The organism is Massilia sp. FBCC-B171, from assembly GCF_059134155.1.
The window spans coordinates 4,176,084-4,195,854 of record NZ_CP101443.1 but is presented as its reverse complement, the minus strand read 5'-3'; the positions used below and the strand labels follow the sequence as shown (position 1 = coordinate 4,195,854).

Here is a 19,771-nt window from a genome sequence, read left to right as displayed (position 1 = left end):
CGCTGAAAAAAACGAGTCAAAATCGGGCGCTGACATAAGCATCACACAGTTAACAAAAGACCACCTCAATTACTCGAACAGACCGGCAGCAGGGATGGCGAGCAGGTTGACAGGGATTGCAGGAATTACGATTCAAACCGGTTGAGCCATCATGGAAAGCACCCGCCGTTTCAAACGGCCCCGTAACGTATTTCGCGCCTTGCGCGGACAAGCCGACGGCAATGCCGCGCCCGCCATCGATGCGGCAGCGGAAGCGCCGCTTCCTCACCTGTCGCTGGTGACGGAAGCCGCGACCTCGCCGGACCAGCTGCCCGAGGACGCCGCCGGCAGCACGGCCGAACCCGAGCACGAAGGCGAGCCGCCGAAAGGCAAGGGCCGCGGCAAGCTCATCCTGTTCGGCCTGCTGCTGGTGGTCGTCGCCGCTGGCTCCGTCTATGCGGTCTACGAAACGCGTACCTCGACGCTGCAGGCGAAAATCTTCGCCGGCATGATGAAGGACGTGCACTACCGCATGGAAAAGGGCACGAGCGATGCGATCCGCTTCCCGGCCGAAAGCCCGTACGACGCGCGCCTCGGCTATTCGCACCTGCCGGCCTTCCTCACCAAGCTGCAGACGCGCGACTACCTGATCGATTCCCAGGCACGCATGTCGCCCAAGATGCTCGAACTGGCCGACCGCGGCCTGTTCGCCACCTACAGCGAAAAGACCCGCACCGGCCTCGAGATCCTCGACTGCCGCAGCCAGCCGCTGTTCGCCTCGCGCTTCCCGGAGCGCTTCTACGAGCGCTTCGACGACACGCCGCAATTGCTGGTGCAGAGCCTGCTCTTCATCGAGAACCGCGAGCTGCTCGACCCGGCCTACCCGAAACGCAATCCGGCCGTCGAATGGGACCGCTTCTCGAAAGCCGTGTTCGACAAGTCGCTCAGTGCCATCGGCATCAGCAGCGGCGGGCGCGTCGCCGGCGGCTCGACCCTGGCCACGCAGATCGAAAAATACCGCCACTCGCCGGAAGGGCGCACCGCCTCGCTGGAAGACAAACTGATCCAGATGGCCTCGGCCACGCTGCGCGCCTACCGCGACGGCGAAGACACGACCGGTTCGCGCCGCCAGATCGTGCTCGACTACCTGAACACCGTGCCGCTGTCGGCAAAATCAGGCTACGGCGAAGTGAATGGCCTGGGCGACGGCATGTGGGTCTGGTACGGCCGCGATTTCAACACGGTGAGCCAGACCCTCAAGGGCCGCATGGACACGCCGGAATCGGTGCTGGTCTACAAGGAAGCGCTGTCGCTGATGATCGCGCAGCGCCGCCCGGCCTATTATCTGGGCGCCGGCGAAGCCGACCTCGAGACGCTCACCAACAGCCACCTGCGCGTGCTGGCGCAAGCCGGCGTGATCACGCCGCAGCTGCGCGACGCCGCGCTCGCCGTCAAACTGAAACCGGCGCTCGGCTCCGGCGTCGAAGCGCCGGCCGCGAACGCCTTCGTTTCGCGCAAGGCCTCGAACGCGGTGCGCAACCACCTCGGCTACCTGCTGGGCGAACCGCGCCTGTACAACCTCGACCGCCTCGACATGTCGGTCGTCTCGACACTCGACGCCGAAGCCCAGCAAGCCGTGACCGCGGCGCTGCGCCGCCTCACCACGCCGGAAGCGGCGGCGGAAGCGGGCCTGACCGGCAAGGGCCTGCTCGGCAACGGCGACCCCTCGCAAGTGGTCTACAGCTTCACGCTGATGGAACGCGGCGAGAACGTCAACTACCTGCGCGTGCAGACCGATAACTACGACCAGCCGCTCGACATCAACGAACAGGCCAAGCTCGACCTGGGCTCGACGGCCAAGCTGCGCACCCTCGTCACCTATCTCGACATCGTCGACCAGCTGCACAAGCGCTACGGCGAAATGGATCCGAAGTCGCTGCGCGAAGCGCGCATCGATCCGAAGGACCGCATGAGCCAGTGGGGCGTGGAATACTTCCAGGCGCTGCCGGCCAATGCCGACCGCGGCCTGACCCCCATGCTGGCCGCCGCGATGGCGCGCAAGTATTCGGCCAATCCGGGCGAAGGCTTCTTCACCGGCGGCGGCCTGCACTACTTCGGCAACTTCAGTAAACTCGACAATGCGAAGATCATGACGGTGCAGGAAGCGCTGCAGCAGTCGACCAACCTGGTCTTCGTGCGCATGATGCGCGACGTCGCGCGCTACTACATGTTCCAGCTGCCGGGTTCCTCGGCCGCCTTGCTGGCCGACGCCGACGATCCGCGCCGCGCCGAATACCTGGCCCGCTTCGCCGACGCCGAAGGCAAGACCTTCCTCGCGAAATTCTGGAACAAGTACAAGGGCAAGACCGGGGCCGAAGCCCAGGCCCTGCTGCTGGCGGGCGTGCGTCCGGCCGCTTCGAAACTGGCCGCCGTGCACCGCACGATCGCTCCCAACGCAACGCTGCAGGAATTCGGCGCCTTCATCGACGCCGCGCTGCCCAACGAGGTCGACCCGGAACGCATCGAGAAGATGTACGCGCAGTATGCCCCGGCCACCATGTCGCTGGCCGACCGCGGCTATGTCGCCTCGGTCCATCCGCTGGAACTCTGGCTGGTCGGCTACCTGCGCACCCATCCGAAACCGGGCTGGAGCGAAGCGGTAAAAGCGAGCGTCAAGGAGCGCCAGGAAGTCTATTCCTGGCTCTTCAAGACCAACCGCAAGAACGCCCAGGACAAGCGCATCGCGGGCCTGCTGGAAGTCGAATCCTTCCTCAAGATCCACGCCCAGTGGAAGAAGATGGGTTATCCCTTCGATTCGCTGGTGCCGTCCTACGCGACCACGCTCGGCGCCTCGGCCGACCGGCCGGCCGCGCTGGCCGAACTGATGGGCATCATCATCAACGGCGGCGTACGCAAACCCGTCGAGCGCATCGATTCGCTGCACTTCGCCAAGGGCACGCCTTACGAAACCCTGGTCAAGCGTGCGAAGAAGGTCGAGCATGAAGTCGTGCTGGCGCCGGAAGTGGCGCGCGCGGTGGCCGATGCGATTCGCGGCGTGGTCTCGGACGGCACCGCCAAGCGCGTCAAGACCGCTTTTGCCACGGCCGACGGCAACGTCATTGCGGTGGGCGGCAAGACCGGTACCGGCGACCAGCGCTTCGACGTCTATGCACGCGGCGGGCGCCTGATCGAGTCGCGCTATGTGAACCGCTCGGCGACCTTCGTGTTCAACATCGGCGAGCGCTTCTACGGTTCGATGACGGCCTATGTGCATGGTCCGCAATCGGAAAATTACGACTTCACCAGCGCGCTGCCCTCGCAGCTTCTCGTCACGCTGGCGCCAAGCCTGATGCCGATGATCGAACCGCCGCAAGGCAGCGTGGGCGCAACGCGCCAGTGCGTACGTTGAGTGCGGGTGACAAGGCGCGCCAGGCCAGCCGGCGCGCCGTTTCCAGCATCCGCAATTTTTCTTTCGTCTCGCTGCGCGACCTGCTGGTCGCCTCGGGGCCGACCATCATCCTCGTCACCGCGGCCTTTATCGCCGCCTACCTGCTGGTCGACCCGGCGCCGCCGCGCAGCGTGCGCCTGGCGACCGGCCAGGACAACAGCGCCTACCAGGCCTTCGGTGCGCAATACGCAGCTGCACTGAAGAAGGACGAGATCAGCGTCGCCCTCCAGCCGACCCTGGGCTCCCTGCAGAATCTGGAACGCCTGCGCAGCGGGCAGGCCGACATCGCTTTCGTGCAGAGTGGTTCGACCAGCGAGGAGGAGGCGGGCAAGCTCGGTCTCGTCTCGCTGGGCAGCCTGTTCACCGAACCGGTCTGGCTGTTTTTACGCGATAGCGTCAAAACGAACAACCTGACCGGATTGCGCGGCCTGCGCATCAACCTGGGGCCGGAAGGCACGGGCGTGCCGAACCTGTTCCGGCAAGTGCTGGCGGTGAACGGCGTCGAGCCGCAGGAGCTGACCATCAGCGCGCTCGAGAACACGTCGGCCACCGTCGAACTGCTGGAAGGGCGCATCGACGGTCTCGTCTTCAGCTCGGCGCCGGAAGCGCCGCTGATCCAGATGCTGCTGCAGACCCCGGGCATCCGCCTCTTCAATTTCTCGCAGGCCGACGCATATACGCGGCGCCTGCCTTTCCTCACGCACGTGACGCTGCCGCGCGGGATCGTCGATCTCGGGCGCGACATCCCGGCGCAGGACTACCACTTGATCGCACCGACGGCCACCCTGGTGGCGCGCGAGGACTTGCATCCGGCGCTGATCGACCTGTTCGTGAAAGCGGCGACCGACATCCACGGCGGGGCAGGGTGGTTCCAGCAGCAGGGCCAGTTCCCGTCGCCGAAATTCACCGAGATCCCGGTGGCCGAGGAAGCGGCGAAATACTACCGCGACGGTCCGCCCTTCCTGCAGCGCTACATGCGGTTCTGGGTAGCCAACCTGTTCGAGCGGCTCTGGGTCGTGGTGGTGGCGCTGGCCGCGCTGGTGATTCCGCTCTCTAAAATCGTGCCGCCACTCTACGTGTGGCGCGTGCGTTCGCGCGTCTACCGCTGGTATGGCGAACTGCGCGCGGTGGAACAAGCCTGGGAGCGGGTGGAAGAGGCGCAGCGCGAGACCGTGCGCGCCGAGCTGCTGCACCGGCTGGACGAGATCGAGGAGCAAGTGAACCACATTTCGATCCCGCTGGCCTATGCCGACGGCCTGTACGGCCTGCGCGGGCACATCAACATCGTGCGCCAGCGCCTGAAGGCGACGGCCACGGCCGACGACGGCTTGCCCGAATAACAATTTCCGTTCAAATACGATTACACTGGCGGCCCCCGTGTATTCGTTGCTGAAGGAAACCATGATCCGTCGTCCGCTTCCCCTCCTTGCGCTGTGCATGGCGCTCGCCTTTGGTCCCGCGCCTGCGCAGGCTGCCGGCTACGACGGCGCGGCGCAGGCACCGGTTGCCAAGCGCAACCTGCGCGAAACCTATACCAAGTACGAATACCGCATCCCGATGCGCGACGGCGCCCGGCTGTTTACGACCGTGTACGTGCCGAAGGACAGCAGCCGCAGCTACCCCTTCCTGATGTCGCGCACGCCCTACAGCGCCGGCGTCCAGGCGCAGGGAGAATTGCGCTATGGCGTCGACTGGTTCCCCGAGCGGATCGGCCCGTCGCGCGAGTTCGAGGACGCCGGCTATATCTTCGTGAGCCAGGACGTGCGCGGGCGCTATATGTCGGAAGGGAAGTGGCAGGAGATGACGCCGCATGCCCAGGCCAAACGGGCGGCGGGCGAAGGCATCGAAAGCCAGGACATGCACGACACCGTGGACTGGCTGCTCAAAAACGTCCCTCACCATAACGGCAAAGTCGGCATCCACGGCATCAGCTATCCGGGCTTCTATACGGCGGCCAGCATCATCGATTCGCACCCGGCCATCAAGGCCGCCTCGCCGCAGGCGCCGGTGACCGACCTCTACATGGGCGACGACTCCTATCATGGCGGCGCCTTCATGCTGGCCGCGAACTTCGATTTCTACGCCGCCTTCACCGACGCGCCGAACCCGACGCCGCTGCCCAAGACCTGGGCCGACTTCGATTACGGCACCACCAGCGGCTACGACTTCTTTCTCAAGCGCCTCACCTTGTCGAACATCGCCGCCAGCATGAGCGAGCAGCAGCGCGCGCTCTTCATGCCGAACATCGAACACGACACCTACGACGCCTTCTGGCAGTCGCGCGCCATTGCTCCGCACCTGAAGAACATCAAGGCGGCCGTGCTGACCGTGGGCGGCTGGTTCGATGCGGAAGATTTGCAGGGGCCGTTCACGACCTACAGCGCGATCGAAAAGCAGAACCCGGGCATCGTCAACAGCCTGGTAATCGGTCCCTGGGTGCACGGCGGCTGGGCGCGCGGCGAGGGCGCACGCCTCGGCCACGTCAGCTTCGACAGCAAGACCTCGGAACACTTCCGCAAGGAGCTGCAGTTTCCCTTCTTCGAGCAGCACCTGAAGGGCGCGAAACCCGAACGCGCGATCGCCGAAGTCACGGCCTTTGAAACCGGCAGCAATGTCTGGCGCCGCTACGCGGCCTGGCCGCCGGCACAGGCGAAACCGCGCACGCTGTATTTCGGCGCCGACGGCAAGCTCGAATGGAAGCAGCCGGCGGCATCAGGCGCCGCCTACGACGAATACGTCGCCGACCCGAAGAAGCCGGTGCCCTTCATCGCCTATGCGGCCACCGGCGTGCCGAAGGAATACATGGTTTCGGACCAGCGTTTCGCCGCGACCCGTCCCGACGTGCTGGTCTACCAGAGCGAGGTGCTGGAAGAAGACGTGACGATCGCCGGCCCGGTGACGCCGAAGCTGTTCGTCTCGACCACCGGGACGGACGCGGACTGGGTGGTGAAACTGATCGACGTGTATCCGGCGGCCTACCCGGAAACGCCCGTTGAACACAAGGGCGGCGACGTTGCGGCGCCCAAAGTGGAAATGGGCGGCTACCAGCAGCTGGTGCGCGGCAATCCGCTGCGCGGCAAATTCCGCAACAGCTACGAGAAGCCCGAGCCCTTCGTGCCTGGCAAGGTCGAGGCGCTCAGCTTCGGCATCGGCCAGGTCAACCACACCTTCCGCCGCGGCCACCGCATCATGGTGCAGGTGCAGAGTTCGTGGTTCCCGCTGGTCGACCTGAATCCGCAGACGTTTACGTCGATCCCGAAAGCCAAACCTGAGGATTTCAAGAAGGCGACCCAGCGCGTGTACCGCGCGCCGGATGCGGCGTCGGGGCTGCAGGTGATGGTGCTGCCCGCTAACTAACCGGGGCGACGTAGGACGTAGGGTGGGCGGCTAGACCTGAAAGGATGAATGCACGCTGCCTCGACGCCGCCCACGCGTTCAACCAGCCCAGGATCAGCCGCGACTATTCAACCGTGCGTTGAACGCGTGGGCGGCATAGCCGCCCACCCTACGGGTTTAAAGCATCGTTTGCCGGTTCACGCCCCAACCCAGGGCAATCCCGCCTTGCACCATCCACCGACCGTCTTGCGGTGCCCCTCGCCATCCTTGTCGCCCTCGAAGCCTTCCAGGATATCGAACGCATTCGCATACCCCAGTTCGGTCGCCACGCGCGCGCTGTGGCGCGAGCGCACGCCGGAGCGGCACAGGAAGAGCAGGATCTCGTCCTTGCCGGCGATGCCTTCCAGTTGCGCGCCGAATTGGGGATTCGGCTGGCCGCCCGGGTACGTTGCCCATTCGATGGCCAGGTGCTGGCCTTGCGGCACCGCCACGCGGCCGACCCAATCGCGCTCGGCGTTGGTGCGCACGTCGACCAGTTTTACGTTGGGCGCGGCCTGCAGCAGCATGAAGGCCTCGTCCGGGGTGACGGCGCCCGCATAGGGCTGGCCCGCGGTGCGCGCGCGTGCGGCGTCGAGAATGTCTTTGGTCGTTTTCATATCAAGGTCCTTGTCTGGTTCGCACCGCGCTGGCGCACGCTTGCCGAAACGGTGCGCGCTGCCTCAAAATGGTGCGCTTATCGTGATTTGCACCAAAATGGTGCAAATGGCGAGCGGGGCTGCACCATTGAATATTTGCATATCGAAGAAGATTTTATGGTTAAACTCACGGCTTTCCAAAGAACGATAGCGCATTTGCTCATGCCGGAAACGCTGGCATGGTTCCTGCATATATTCCTGCAAGCATGTCGCAGGCAGGTTGACGGGTCGGAAACGATCTCGCCTGAATCGGCACCCCATTTTATTTAGGAGAAACGCATGGCAAAGACAGCGGCAGATGTGATGCAGATGGTGAAGGACAACGAAGTGAAGTTCGTGGATTTCCGCTTTGCGGATACCCGCGGTAAAGAGCAGCACGTCACTGTCCCCGTGTCGCATTTCGACCTCGACAAATTCGAGTCGGGCCACGCCTTCGACGGCTCGTCGATCGCCGGCTGGAAGGGCATCGAAGCATCGGACATGATCCTGATGCCGGACCCATCGACCGCGAACATCGACCCGTTCATGGAAGAGACGACCATGTTCATGCAGTGCGACGTGATCGAACCGTCGGACGGCAAGGGCTATGACCGCGATCCACGCTCGATCGCCAAGCGCGCCGAAGCCTACCTGAAGTCCACCGGCCTGGGCGACACCGCCTTCTTCGGTCCGGAACCTGAATTCTTCATCTTCGATTCGATCCGCTGGAAAATCGACATGTCGGGCTGCTTCGTGAAGATCGATTCCGACGAAGCCTCGTGGTCGACCGATGCGACGACCGAGGGCGGCAACAGCGGCCATCGTCCAACGGTCAAGGGCGGCTATTTCCCGGTCCCTCCGGTCGACAGCTTCCAGGACATGCGCTCGGAAATGTGCCTGATCCTCGAATCGCTCGGCATCCCGGTCGAAGTGCACCACCACGAAGTGGCCGGCGCCGGCCAGAACGAAATCGGCACCCGCTTCTCGACCCTGGTCGAACGCGCCGACTGGACCCAGAACCTGAAATACGTGGTCTGGAACGTCGCCCACAGCTACGGCAAGACCGCAACCTTCATGCCGAAGCCGATCAACGGCGACAACGGCTCGGGCATGCACGTGCACCAGTCGATCTGGAAAGACGGCAAGAACCTGTTCGCGGGCGACGGCTATGCCGGCCTGTCGGAAACGGCGCTGTTCTACATCGGCGGCATCATCAAGCACGCCAAGGCGCTGAACGCGATCACCAACCCGGGCACCAACTCGTACAAGCGCCTCGTGCCTGGCTACGAAGCGCCGGTGAAACTGGCTTACTCGGCCCGTAACCGTTCGGCTTCGATCCGCATCCCGCACGTCCCGAACCCGAAGGGCCGCCGCATCGAAGTGCGCTTCCCGGACCCGCTGGCCAACGTCTACCTGTGCTTCGCCGCGCTCTTGATGGCGGGCCTGGACGGCATCCAGAACAAGATCCATCCGGGCGAAGCCGCCTCGAAGGACCTGTACCACCTGCCGCCGGAAGAAGACAAGCTGATCCCGACGGTCTGCGCATCGCTCGAAGAAGCCCTCGAAGCGCTGGACAAGGACCGCGAGTTCCTGACCCGCGGCGGCGTCTTCAGCGACAGCATGATCGACGCTTACCTCGAACTGAAGATGGGCGAAGTGCAGCGCATGCGCATGACCCCGCACCCGGTCGAGTTCGACATGTACTACTCGTCGTAATCTGTACTGTTGCGCTACGGCATCATAAGCTGTAAGCGCAGGTAACAAACGCGGGGAGGGCCGATGGCTTTCCCCGCGTTTTTTTATGGATGCGGTATATTCGGCTCAACTCCACCTCGCACACTTCTCAGTGCAGCTTCTACTGATGCGTATGACAACCAGTGTGACCCGGCTTGCCCTCGCTGCCGGCGTAATCTTCAGCGGCGCGGCCGAGGCACAAACCACGGTCTACAAATGCGTCGATGCGCAAGGCCGCGTCGAGTTCACCGATACCGGCAAGAAGGGCTGCAAGGCGCTCGACCTGCCGGGCTATATCCCGGCGCCGGTCGAACGGCGTGGCCCGGCCCCGGCCGCGGCGCGCACCGGCAGTGCGGCGCCGGCTGCCGCGCCCAGCCCGAGTCCGTCGAACTTCCCGCGCGTCGACACCTCGCAGCAGCGCGCCCGCGACGACGACCGGCGCGGCATCCTCAACGACGAGCTGCGCGCCGAAGAGGCGAAGCTGGCCAGCCTGCGCGAAGTCTTCAAGAACGGCGAGCCTGACCGCCAGGGCAATGAGCGCAATTACGCCAAATACCAGGAGCGCGTAGCCAGCATGCGCGACGACATCAGCCGCACCGAACGCAACATCGAAGCGCTGCGGCGCGAGATCGCCAACATCAAATGAGTCCCATGACCGAATTCGAGCGCGCAGCCCAGCCGGGCCGCTTTGCCGGCCTGGAGCTGCTTGCGTCGAGCGTGCTGCTGGTCGACCCGCACGACCGCGTGCGCTATGCCAATCCGGCGGCCGAGAACATGCTCGACGCCTCGCTCAAATCCCTGTCGCGCCAGACCCTGTCGGCTTTGTTCTCGAATGGCGACGAACTGGCCGCCCTGTGCGAGCAGACCCGCACCCACCAGTATGCCGACCTGCGCCAGGACCTCGCGCTCGAGCGCCAGGGCCGCGAAACCCTGCACGTGCATTCGATCGCCAGCAGCCTGGAGAACGGCGAAGTGCTGATCGAGCTGCGCGAAAACGTGCAGCAGTTGAAGCTCGACCGCGAGGAACGCTTCCTCGACCAGAGCCAGGCCAACAAGGAACTCATTCGCAACCTCGCGCACGAGATCAAGAACCCGCTGGGCGGCATCCGCGGCGCCGCGCAATTGCTGGAGCTCGAGCTGCCGCCTTTGCATCTGGGCGAGCTCAAGGAATACACGCAGGTCATCATCAAGGAAGCCGACCGCCTGCAAACCCTGGTCGACCGGCTGCTGGCGCCGCACCGCAAACCCCACATCGTCGGCGACGTCAACATCCACGAAGTCTGCGAGCGCGTGCGTTCGCTGGTGCTGGCCGAATTCCCGAACGGCCTGTCGATCCGGCGCGACTACGACGCCTCGATCCCCGAGTTCAGGGGCGACAAGGAACAGCTGATCCAGGCCGTCCTGAACATCGTCCACAACGCCGCGCAGGCGGTAGCAAGCCGGATTGCGGCCGGGGACGCGGAGATCGTTTTGCGCACGCGGGTGGCGCGCCAGGTCACGCTGGCGAAGGTCCGCTACGGCCTGGCATTAGACTTGCATATCATCGACAATGGACCGGGCATCGCACCCGAGATCCGCGACCGTATCTTCTACCCGCTGGTGTCGGGCAGGGATGGCGGCAGCGGCCTGGGGCTGACGCTGGCGCAAACCTTCGTGCAGCAGCACCTGGGGATGATCGAGTGCGAAAGCCGGCCTGGACTGACGGATTTCCGGATCCTGCTGCCGCTCCCATAAGGAGCGGGCAGCTGCGATTGGGCCGTGTCCACGACGAATCTACTGCGGAAAGCACGACCTACATGAAACCAATCTGGATTGTCGACGACGACGCATCGATCCGCTGGGTGCTCGAAAAAGCCCTGGCGCGCGAGAATCTCGAGACGCGCAGCTTCGCCAACGCGCGCGATGCTTTAGCCGCGTTCGAGAATGATGCGCCGCAGGTGCTGGTATCGGACATCCGCATGCCGGGCGAATCCGGCATCGACCTGCTGCAGGCCGTCAAGGCGCGCCACCCGGGCCTGCCGGTTATCATCATCACCGCCTTTTCCGACCTCGACTCGGCCGTCGCCTCGTTCCAGGGCGGCGCTTTCGACTACCTGGCCAAGCCCTTCGACATCGACAAGGCCGTCTCGCTGATCCGGCGTGCACTGGAGGAGAGCCTGCGCGAAGCGAGCGTCGAAGCCGCACCTGCCGAGACGCCCGAAATCCTGGGCCTGGCGCCGGCGATGCAGGAAGTCTTCCGCGCCATCGGGCGCCTCTCGCAGTCGAACGTGACGGTGCTGATCACGGGCGAGTCGGGCACCGGCAAGGAGCTGGTTGCACGGGCGCTGCACAAGCACAGCCCGCGCGCGCAGCAGCCGTTCATCGCCTTGAACACGGCCGCGATCCCGAAGGACCTGCTCGAATCCGAACTGTTCGGGCACGAGCGCGGCGCGTTCACCGGCGCGCAGGCGATGCGGCGCGGCCGCTTCGAGCAGGCCGAGGACGGCACGCTCTTCCTGGATGAAATCGGCGACATGCCTTTCGACCTGCAGACGCGTTTGCTCAGGGTGCTGTCGGATGGCCACTTCTACCGCGTCGGCGGCCACCAGCCGGTGAAAGCGAATGTGCGCGTGATCGCGGCGACCCACCAGAACCTGGAACAGCGCGTGCGCGACGGCCTGTTTCGCGAAGATTTGTATCACCGCCTGAACGTGATCCGCCTGCGCTTGCCGAGCCTGCGCGAACGCGTTGAGGACATCCCGCTGCTGGCACGCCACTTTTTGGTGCAGAGCGCACACCAACTGGGCGTCGAACCGAAGCGCATGAGCGAAAGCGCGATGCGTTTCCTCTCAAGCTTGGAACTGCCCGGTAACGTGCGTCAGCTGGAAAACCTGTGCAACTGGATCACCGTGATGGCGCCCGGCCAGACGGTCGAGGTCAAGGATTTGCCGCGCGACCTGACCCAGGCGCCGCCGGTGGGCGTGACGTACGCCGCGCCGCCGCTGGCCGAAGGGGGAACAGCGCAGCCCTTGTCGATGCCGCCCACGCCGGACGGCTGGATTGGCCTCCTGGAGCTGCAGGCGGCCAGCATGCTCAGCGCCGGCCAGTTCGAAGTGATGGACACGCTCGGCAAGCAGTTCGAGTCGGCCCTGATCAAGACGGCGCTCAAGCACACGCACGGGCGCAAGAACGATGCGGCCATGCGCCTGGGGATCGGGCGCAATACGATCACGCGCAAGATCGTGGAGCTCGGCATCGACGGCGCGCGCGAGGAATAAGGGCGCGGCGCAATGGACGGGCGCGATGGTGTAAGCTCTCGCATCGTTTTCCCATCCATTGCACCTCATGCTGATCAACTGCGTCGCCTACCAGGAAGGCAAAAAACTGTCCGATATCCCCGTTGAGGATATCAGCGAGTACCTGAAAGAACCGAGCTGCTTCGTCTGGGTCGCCCTGCGCGATCCCATGCCCGACGAACTGCTCAAGATGCAGGAGGAATTCGGCCTGCACGAGCTGGCGGTGGAAGATGCCCTGCGCGGCCACCAGCGCCCGAAACTGGAGGAGTACGGCGACTCGCTGTTTGCCGTCGTCCATACCGTGAACCTGAACGGCGACGAACTGACGTCGGGCGAAGTCGCGGTCTTCGCCGGCCCGAATTACGTGCTGTCGGTGCGGCGCGATTCGGCCCTGGGTTTTCTCGGCGTGCGCGCCCGCGCCGAGCGCGAGCCGCATCTTTTGAAGATGGGGTCCGGCTTCGTGCTGTATGCGCTGATGGACGCCGTCGTCGACCGCTATTTTCCGGTAGTCGACATGCTCGAGTCGGACCTGGAGGCGATCGAAGACCGCATCTTCGTCGGGCAGGGCGCCCAGCGTGACAACATCGAGCGTCTGTATGACCTCAAGCGCAAGACACTGGTGCTGCGTCATGCGGTCATTCCCCTGATGGATGCGATCGGCCGTCTCGATGGCGGGCGGGTGCCGACACTGGCCTGCGATACCCAGAATTACTTCCGCGACGTCCATGACCACCTGCAGCGCATTTCGGGGCGCCTCGACGCTATCCGCGACACCATCGCCACCGCGATCCAGGTCACGCTGTCGATGGTCACGATCGAAGAAAACGACGTCAACAAGAAGCTCGCCGCGTATGCCGCGATCTTTGCCGTGTTTACGGCCTTTGCGGGAATCTGGGGCATGAATTTCGAATTCATGCCGGAGCTGAAGTGGAAGTATGGCTATCCGACGGCGGTCGGCATCATGATCGGCGTTTGCAGTTATCTTTACTACCGATTCAGGAAGTCGGGCTGGCTATAGAGGCTCAAGCACGGCCCGCGGTCGCCGCGCTGCCTGCGGTGGCGACAACGATCATCCCGATCGCCAGCCACTGCGTCGTCGTCAACACTTCGCCCAGCACCAGGAAGCCCGCCAGCGCGCCCACGGCCGGGCCGGCGCTGACCAGGATGCCGAACACGCGGCGCGGCAGGCGCGACAGGGCCATCATCTCCAGCGAATAGGGCAGGATCGAGGAGAGCAGGGCCACCACCAGGCCGCCGATCAGCACCTGGGGCGCGAACAGCGCGCTGCCGGCCTGCGCGATCCCGACCGGCACCGTGCACAGGGCGGCGGCGAACATCCCCCAGGCCACCACATGCCCGCCCTTGAGCGTCGAGACGCGCTTGCCGAAGACGATGTACATGGCCCAGCAGAAGCCGGCGACCAGCGCCGCGGCCACGCCGACCGGGTCGAGGGCGGCGGCCCCGGGGCTTGTGGGCGCCAGCAGCCACAGGCCTAAGCCGGCGCAGGCCACCCAGGCGAAGTCGCGTGCGTGACGCGACGAGAACACCACGACCGCCAGCGGGCCGATGACTTCGATGGCGATCGCCACCCCGATCGGAATGCGTGCGAACGCCGCATAGATCAGCAGGTTCATCATGCCGAGCATGATGCCGTAGATCGCGACGTTGATCGCATCCTTGCGCCCGAGCGGCGCACGCCAGGGACGCCAGAAGGCCAGCAGCAGGATGCTCGCCAGTCCCACGCGCGTGGCTGTGATGCCGGCGCTGCCCACCAGCGCAAACATACCCTTGGCATAGGCCGCGCCCACATTCACCGAGATCAGCGAACCGACGATGGCGAGAAGGGGCGCGAGCCTGCCCGCGGGCGCCTGCATCAGGCTTGCAGGCTCGGGACCGGCACGCCCATGGCCAGCGCCACGGCTTCGGCCACGCGGATGCCGTCGATCGCCGCCGACATGATGCCGCCGGCGTAGCCCGCGCCTTCGCCGGCCGGGAACAGGCCGCGCGTGTTCAGGCTTTGCAGGTCGTCGTCGCGGCGCTTGATGCGGATCGGCGACGAGGTGCGCGTCTCGACGCCGGTCAGCACCGCGTCTTCCTTGTAATAGCCCTTGATCTGCTTGTCGAACGCGACAAACGCTTCGCGCATCGCGACGATCGCATATTCAGGCAGGGAAGGGGCGAGGTCGGTCAGGTGCACCGCCGGCTTGAAAGAAGGGATGACGGAGCCGAATTCGGTCGAGGCCACGCCGCGGACAAAATCGCCCATCAGCTGGCCCGGCGCGTCATAGGTGCTGCCGCCCAGGACGAAGGCGCGCGACTCGAGTTCGCGCTGGAAGGCGATGCCCGCCAGCGGATGTCCCGGGAAATCCTCGGGCGTGATGCCGACAACGATGGCGCTGTTGGCGTTGCGTTCGTTGCGCGAATACTGGCTCATGCCGTTGGTGACGACGCGGCCTTCTTCGGACGAGGCGGCGACCACCGTGCCGCCCGGGCACATGCAGAAGCTGTAGACCGAGCGCCCGTTCGAGGCGTGGTGCACGATTTTATAATCGGCAGCCCCCAGGATCTTGTTGCCGGCGTTCGGGCCGAAGCGGCAGACGTCGATCAGCGACTGCGGATGCTCGACCCGGAAGCCGATCGAGAAGGGCTTTGCTTCCACGTAGACGCCGCGCTCGTACAGCATCTCGAAGGTGTCGCGCGCGCTGTGGCCGACCGCCATCACCAGGTGGTGGGTCGGAATGTGCTCGCCATTGGCGAGCACAATGCCGCGTACCTGCCGCACGCCGTTGGTTTCGCTGATGATGACATCGTCGACGCGCGTCCCGAAACGGAATTCGCCGCCCAGGGACAGGATCTCGGCGCGCATCTGCTCGACCATTTTCACCAGGCGGAAGGTGCCGATGTGCGGTTTGCTGACGTACATGATCTCTTCCGGCGCGCCGGACTTCACGAACTCGGTCAGCACCTTGCGTCCGTAGTGCTTCGGGTCCTTGACCTGGCTGTACAGCTTGCCGTCCGAGAAGGTGCCGGCGCCGCCTTCGCCGAACTGCACGTTCGACTCGGTGTCGAGCTTGCGCTTGCGCCAGAAGCCGAAGGTGTCGACGGTGCGCTCGCGCACCACCTTGCCGCGCTCGAGCACCAGCGGGTTCAGGCCCATCTGCGCCAGGATCAGCGCGACGAACAGGCCGCAGGGACCGGTACCGACCACGACCGGACGCGGCGTGCCGGCTGGCGGGCGCGCGGCGTCGACGAATTTGTAGCCGGTATCAGGGGAGCGCAGGACGTGCTGGTCGCCCTTGAGGCGCCCCAGCACCGCCGCCTCGTTCTTCACCTCGACGTCGACCGCGTAGATCAGCACGATAGCAGCGCGCTTGCGCGCGTCATAGCTGCGCTTGAAGACGGTGAAATCGATCAGGTCGCCGACCGCGATGCCGAGGCGCTGGAGGACGGCGTCGCGCAGAGCGTGGTCGGGATGGTCGAGGGGGAGTTTGAGTTCGTTAATTCGCAGCATGGAAAAGTCCGGATGGGGCGGTAGCACTGTGCCGCATAGGGAGCGGCTGGCAAACGCGTATTTTAACCCGGCACTGGCTTCAGGCTGCACTTCGATCCACGGGCAGGGGCCGCTGGAATACAGTATTGACGCTCAGCTTTATTGCGATGCAATATCAGAAGGGCAGTCATCGCACCTTGGTCAGGTGGCAATCGAAAAATTCTTGCCATGCACCGCAAGGGTGCGCACGAGGAAGATCTTGGAGCGCTGCGGTGCTGCAACGCATCAGTTCAGGGAGAAGCATTTGTTGCCAATTATATGATTTTAGCAAAGTGTTGTTTCTATGCACGCTAAAAATAGTTGATCGTTGACATTGGTACTTTTGCTATGGTTTGATGTTTCGATCAGATAACGTTTGGGCGCATTCAACCGAAATTTGAGGTCAATCAATCTCTTGAGCAGAAAGATTGAGGAAGTATTGAGTATTTACAATGCCAAGTGATTTGTAGAAATCTGGAAAAAAAACGAGCCGATCCACAAGAGACGCTATAAATTGGGAAATCACATGTTGAAAAAAACTGTACTAGCACGTGCATTGTTCATCGCCTTCAGCGCCACGGCGCTCGGTGTTGCCGTTGCCCCGCCAGCGATGGCACAGTCGAACGCCACCGGTATCATCTACGGTAACGTTGAAGCACCTGCCGGCGCCACCGTCGTAATGACGAACACCGAGACGGGCCTGAAGCGTACCCTCGGTGTGGATGCATCGGGCCGCTACCAGGCGACCGCCATGCCAATCGGCCGTTACCGTGTCGACCTGGTCCGCAATGGCCAGGTTGCCAGCTCGACCGAAGTCGATGTCGTGATCGGTCAGGGTTCGGAAGCCACCTTCACCGCTGCCGCGCCTGCCGCCGGCACGCAGGTCGTCAAGGTCACCGGGACCCGTTCGCGCATCGACGTGACGAACACCAACAACGGCGCCGTGTTCACCGCGCGTGAACTGGCTCGCCTCCCAGTACAGACCAACCTGACCTCGATCGCGCTGCTGGCACCGAACACCACGCAAGCTGACGCTGCCTACGGCGGCGCATCGTTCGGCGGTTCGGGCGCGTCCGAAAACTCGTTCTACGTGAACGGTTTCCCTGTCACCAACCCGCTGACCCAGCTGGGCTCGATCGAACTGCCATTCGGCGCGATTGCCCAGTCGTCCGTGATCACCGGCGGCTTCGGCGCCGAGTTCGGCCGTTCCATCGGCGGCGTGCTGAACGTCACGACCAAGAGCGGTACCAACCGCTGGGAAGCCGGCGCGATGTACAGCATTAACCCGCAAGAACTGCGTTCGGACCGCGCCAACATCTACTATCCGAATACCGGCTTTGCTGATAACGAAGGCACCGACGGCACCCTGCACTATCGCCGCGACAACAACAATACCAACATCCATCAGGCTGGTTTCTATGTTGGTGGCCCGATCATCAAGGACAAGCTGTTCATGTTCGTCGCGGCCGACGCGACTGCAACTGACCGCGAATACCTGGATCTGGTGAGCGGCACCGAAAGCACCACGATCGGCCGCGATGGCTGGAACAAGCGTAACGCCAAGGATATTCGCTACACCGCCAAGTTTGACTGGAACCTGACCGACAACCACCGTCTCGAGTGGACCTCGATCGGCTCGGACAACCGCGAACGCCAGCGCCGTGTAGGCTATGTGCTCAATGCGGCCAATCCGTATGCGCTGGCAGACCTGGACGGTACGCCAAACGACACCGTGTGGAGTGACCTGAAGACCCGCAACCCTGGTGCCAACGGTGCAAACATCCACTCGCTGAAGTACACGGGCAACCTGACCGACGACCTGACCCTGACCGCCATGTACGGCGAGCTCAAAGGCAAGCGCGGCGTCGACTACAATACCTTCGGTGTGCCAGGCCTGCCGCCATCGGTTGGTGTTCCTACCGTGGCGCGCCGCGTTCCTGAACTGGCTGCTCAGAACCTGTACAAGAATATGAACCGCTACCCGGGCAACCTGACGGAGCCGGGTGAGTCGGGCGTGAAATCGCTGCGCCTGGACGTCGAGTACAAGCTCGGCGACCACACGCTGCGTGCAGGTATCGACCACAACGAAATGAACGTCACGAACGCCGGTGTCATTCGTTCGGGCGGATCGAGCTTCACTTACGGTAAAGTCCCTGCAGGCGACGAGTTCAACGAAACGCCGCTGGCATCGGGCCAGTTCGGCGCGCCAGGCGGCTTCGGCGGCTTCGGTCCACGCGGCTACTACGTCACGCAGACGATCTTCAGCAGTATCACCGACGCGGAAGCAACCCAGTCGGCGCAATACCTCGAAGACCGTTGGCAGGTCAACAAGAACCTGCTGTTGACGATGGGCCTGCGTAACGACCAGTACTCGAACTCGAACGGCGACGGCGAGAAGTTCATCGAGAAGAAGCGCCAGATCGCTCCGCGCCTGGCTGCTTCGTGGGACGTGAACGGCGACGCTTCGCTGAAAGTGTTCGGTAGCGCTGGACGTTACTTCCTGCAGCTGCCAACCGGCGTTGCAGCGCGCGCCGCATCGCGTTCGACCCTGACCCGCCAGGACTTCACCTACTCGGGCATCGATCCAGTCACCGGCGTTCCAACCGGCCTGAACGCGATCACCGCGCCGCTGTCGCCTGACTCGGAGTACGGCCAGGCCAAGAACCCACGCTCGGTCGTGGTCAAGGACCTGAAGTCCAACTACCAGGATGAGATCACCCTCGGCTTCGAGCGTGCCTACTCGCCGGACCTGAACTTCGGTGCCAAGGTCACCTACCGCAAGCTCGGCGCTGGTATCGATGACAGCTGCGACACCCGTCGCCTGTTTGTCGCTGCACGCGATCGCGGCATTCCTGTCGTGTCGAAGGACTTCATCAACTGCTACATCTTCAACCCGGGTGAAGAGGCAACGATCTGGATCGACGGCCACGACGCTGCAGGTAACCCGCTGGTCACCGGCAAAGGCCAGTACGTGACTTTCAGCCCTGCTGAACTGGGCTTCCCTGAAGCCAAGCGCAAATACGAGGCACTGGACCTGTTCCTGGAGCACCCGTTCCGCAACGGCTGGTACGCCAAGCTGAACTACACGCTGTCGCGCAATGCAGGCAACATGGAAGGCCAGACCCGTTCGGACACCGGTCAGACCGACGTCGGCACCTCGGCTGCTTGGGACTATCCGGAATTTGCTGCTTACTCGTACGGCCTGCTGCCGAACGACCGCAAGCACCAGTTGAAGCTGTATGGTTTCTACCAGATCAATCCGGAATGGTCGTTGGGCTACAACGCCCTGATGCAGTCGGGTCGTCCTAAGACCTGCCTGGGTACCAACGTCGATTCGGAAGAAGGTCTGAACGATCCGTTCGGCGCAGAATTCGGCGGCTCGCATTACGGCGCAGAATACTACTGGTGCAATGGCCGTCCAGCCCCGCGTGGCAGCCTCGGCCGCCTGCCGACTGAGAAACGCCTCGACCTGAGCCTGTCGTACAACCCGGCCTTCATCAAGGGCCTGGGCCTGAAGCTGGACGTGTTCAACGCGTTCAACTCGCAGACCGGCCTGGCACGCATCGAAACGTATGACGACGGTTCGGGCGAGACGGTTGAAGCCGACTACGGCGAAATCCGTACCACGGCAACCGAGCGCAACATGCGCTTCACCGTGGAATACCGCCATCAGTTCTAATAGCTGACCTGCCCACCGTCCTCGCGGACGGTGGCAGGATGCAGGAACACTCTCTTGGGAGTCATGCCGTTCAGTGCAAGCTGAACGGCATTTTTCATTGGCACCGAACAAAAAAAA

The 19,771-nt window shown here is 63.7% G+C and carries 12 protein-coding genes; 9 read left to right on the top strand and 3 right to left on the bottom strand.

Annotation, left to right across the window (positions count from 1 at the left end):
• Positions 1-151 precede the first annotated feature (151 nt).
• The 3 genes from NMB41_RS18985 (at position 152) to NMB41_RS18975 (ending at position 6,784) form a co-directional block, all read left to right on the top strand.
• On the top strand, positions 152-3,388 hold the full coding sequence (locus NMB41_RS18985; protein ID WP_494379357.1) for a transglycosylase domain-containing protein: 3,237 nt from the start codon (positions 152-154) through the stop codon (positions 3,386-3,388).
• Positions 3,376-4,767 (top strand): TAXI family TRAP transporter solute-binding subunit, encoded by a 1,392-nt coding sequence (locus tag NMB41_RS18980; protein WP_494379356.1) that lies wholly within the window; start codon positions 3,376-3,378, stop codon positions 4,765-4,767. The genes NMB41_RS18985 and NMB41_RS18980 overlap by 13 nt, the downstream gene beginning before the upstream one ends.
• Before the next feature lie 61 nt (positions 4,768-4,828).
• Positions 4,829-6,784: a CocE/NonD family hydrolase gene (locus NMB41_RS18975; protein ID WP_494379355.1), complete on the top strand. Its 1,956-nt coding sequence runs from the start codon at positions 4,829-4,831 to the stop codon at positions 6,782-6,784.
• 176 nt (positions 6,785-6,960) lie between these two features.
• On the opposite strand, the gene NMB41_RS18970 is transcribed toward NMB41_RS18975, so the two are convergent.
• Positions 6,961-7,419: a rhodanese-like domain-containing protein gene (locus tag NMB41_RS18970; RefSeq protein ID WP_494379354.1), complete on the bottom strand. Its 459-nt coding sequence runs from the start codon at positions 7,417-7,419 to the stop codon at positions 6,961-6,963.
• A 318-nt stretch (positions 7,420-7,737) separates the two neighbouring features.
• Between NMB41_RS18970 and glnA the strand changes: the two genes are divergently transcribed.
• From glnA to corA, 5 genes are all read left to right on the top strand, one after another.
• On the top strand, positions 7,738-9,153 hold the full coding sequence (gene glnA, locus NMB41_RS18965; protein ID WP_494379353.1) for a type I glutamate--ammonia ligase: 1,416 nt from the start codon (positions 7,738-7,740) through the stop codon (positions 9,151-9,153).
• A gap of 151 nt (positions 9,154-9,304) precedes the next feature.
• Positions 9,305-9,817, top strand: a complete 513-nt coding sequence (locus NMB41_RS18960; protein ID WP_494382873.1) for a DUF4124 domain-containing protein — start codon at positions 9,305-9,307, stop codon at positions 9,815-9,817.
• Positions 9,814-10,905 (top strand): nitrogen regulation protein NR(II), encoded by a 1,092-nt coding sequence (gene glnL / locus NMB41_RS18955; RefSeq protein WP_494379352.1) that lies wholly within the window; start codon positions 9,814-9,816, stop codon positions 10,903-10,905. Before NMB41_RS18960 ends, glnL begins: the two co-directional genes overlap by 4 nt.
• A 62-nt stretch (positions 10,906-10,967) precedes the next feature.
• Positions 10,968-12,428: a nitrogen regulation protein NR(I) gene (gene ntrC, locus NMB41_RS18950; protein ID WP_494379351.1), complete on the top strand. Its 1,461-nt coding sequence runs from the start codon at positions 10,968-10,970 to the stop codon at positions 12,426-12,428.
• A 67-nt stretch (positions 12,429-12,495) separates the two neighbouring features.
• Entirely contained in the window at positions 12,496-13,464 is a 969-nt protein-coding gene (corA, locus tag NMB41_RS18945) for a magnesium/cobalt transporter CorA (protein WP_494379350.1), read from the top strand.
• A gap of 4 nt (positions 13,465-13,468) precedes the next feature.
• Here the strand turns inward: corA and NMB41_RS18940 are convergent, their stop codons facing one another.
• Both NMB41_RS18940 and NMB41_RS18935 read right to left on the bottom strand, forming a co-directional pair.
• Positions 13,469-14,320 carry an EamA family transporter gene (locus NMB41_RS18940; RefSeq protein WP_494379349.1) on the bottom strand — a complete coding sequence of 284 codons (852 nt, stop codon included), beginning with the start codon at positions 14,318-14,320 and terminating at the stop codon, positions 13,469-13,471.
• Complete coding sequence (locus tag NMB41_RS18935; RefSeq protein ID WP_494379348.1) at positions 14,320-15,957, bottom strand: NAD(P)/FAD-dependent oxidoreductase; 1,638 nt, start codon at positions 15,955-15,957, stop codon at positions 14,320-14,322. Before NMB41_RS18935 ends, NMB41_RS18940 begins: the two co-directional genes overlap by 1 nt.
• 544 nt (positions 15,958-16,501) lie before the next feature.
• On the opposite strand from NMB41_RS18935, the gene NMB41_RS18930 reads away from it, so the two are divergent.
• Positions 16,502-19,654: a TonB-dependent receptor gene (locus NMB41_RS18930; protein WP_494379347.1), complete on the top strand. Its 3,153-nt coding sequence runs from the start codon at positions 16,502-16,504 to the stop codon at positions 19,652-19,654.
• The last annotated feature ends 117 nt before the right edge of the window (positions 19,655-19,771 follow it).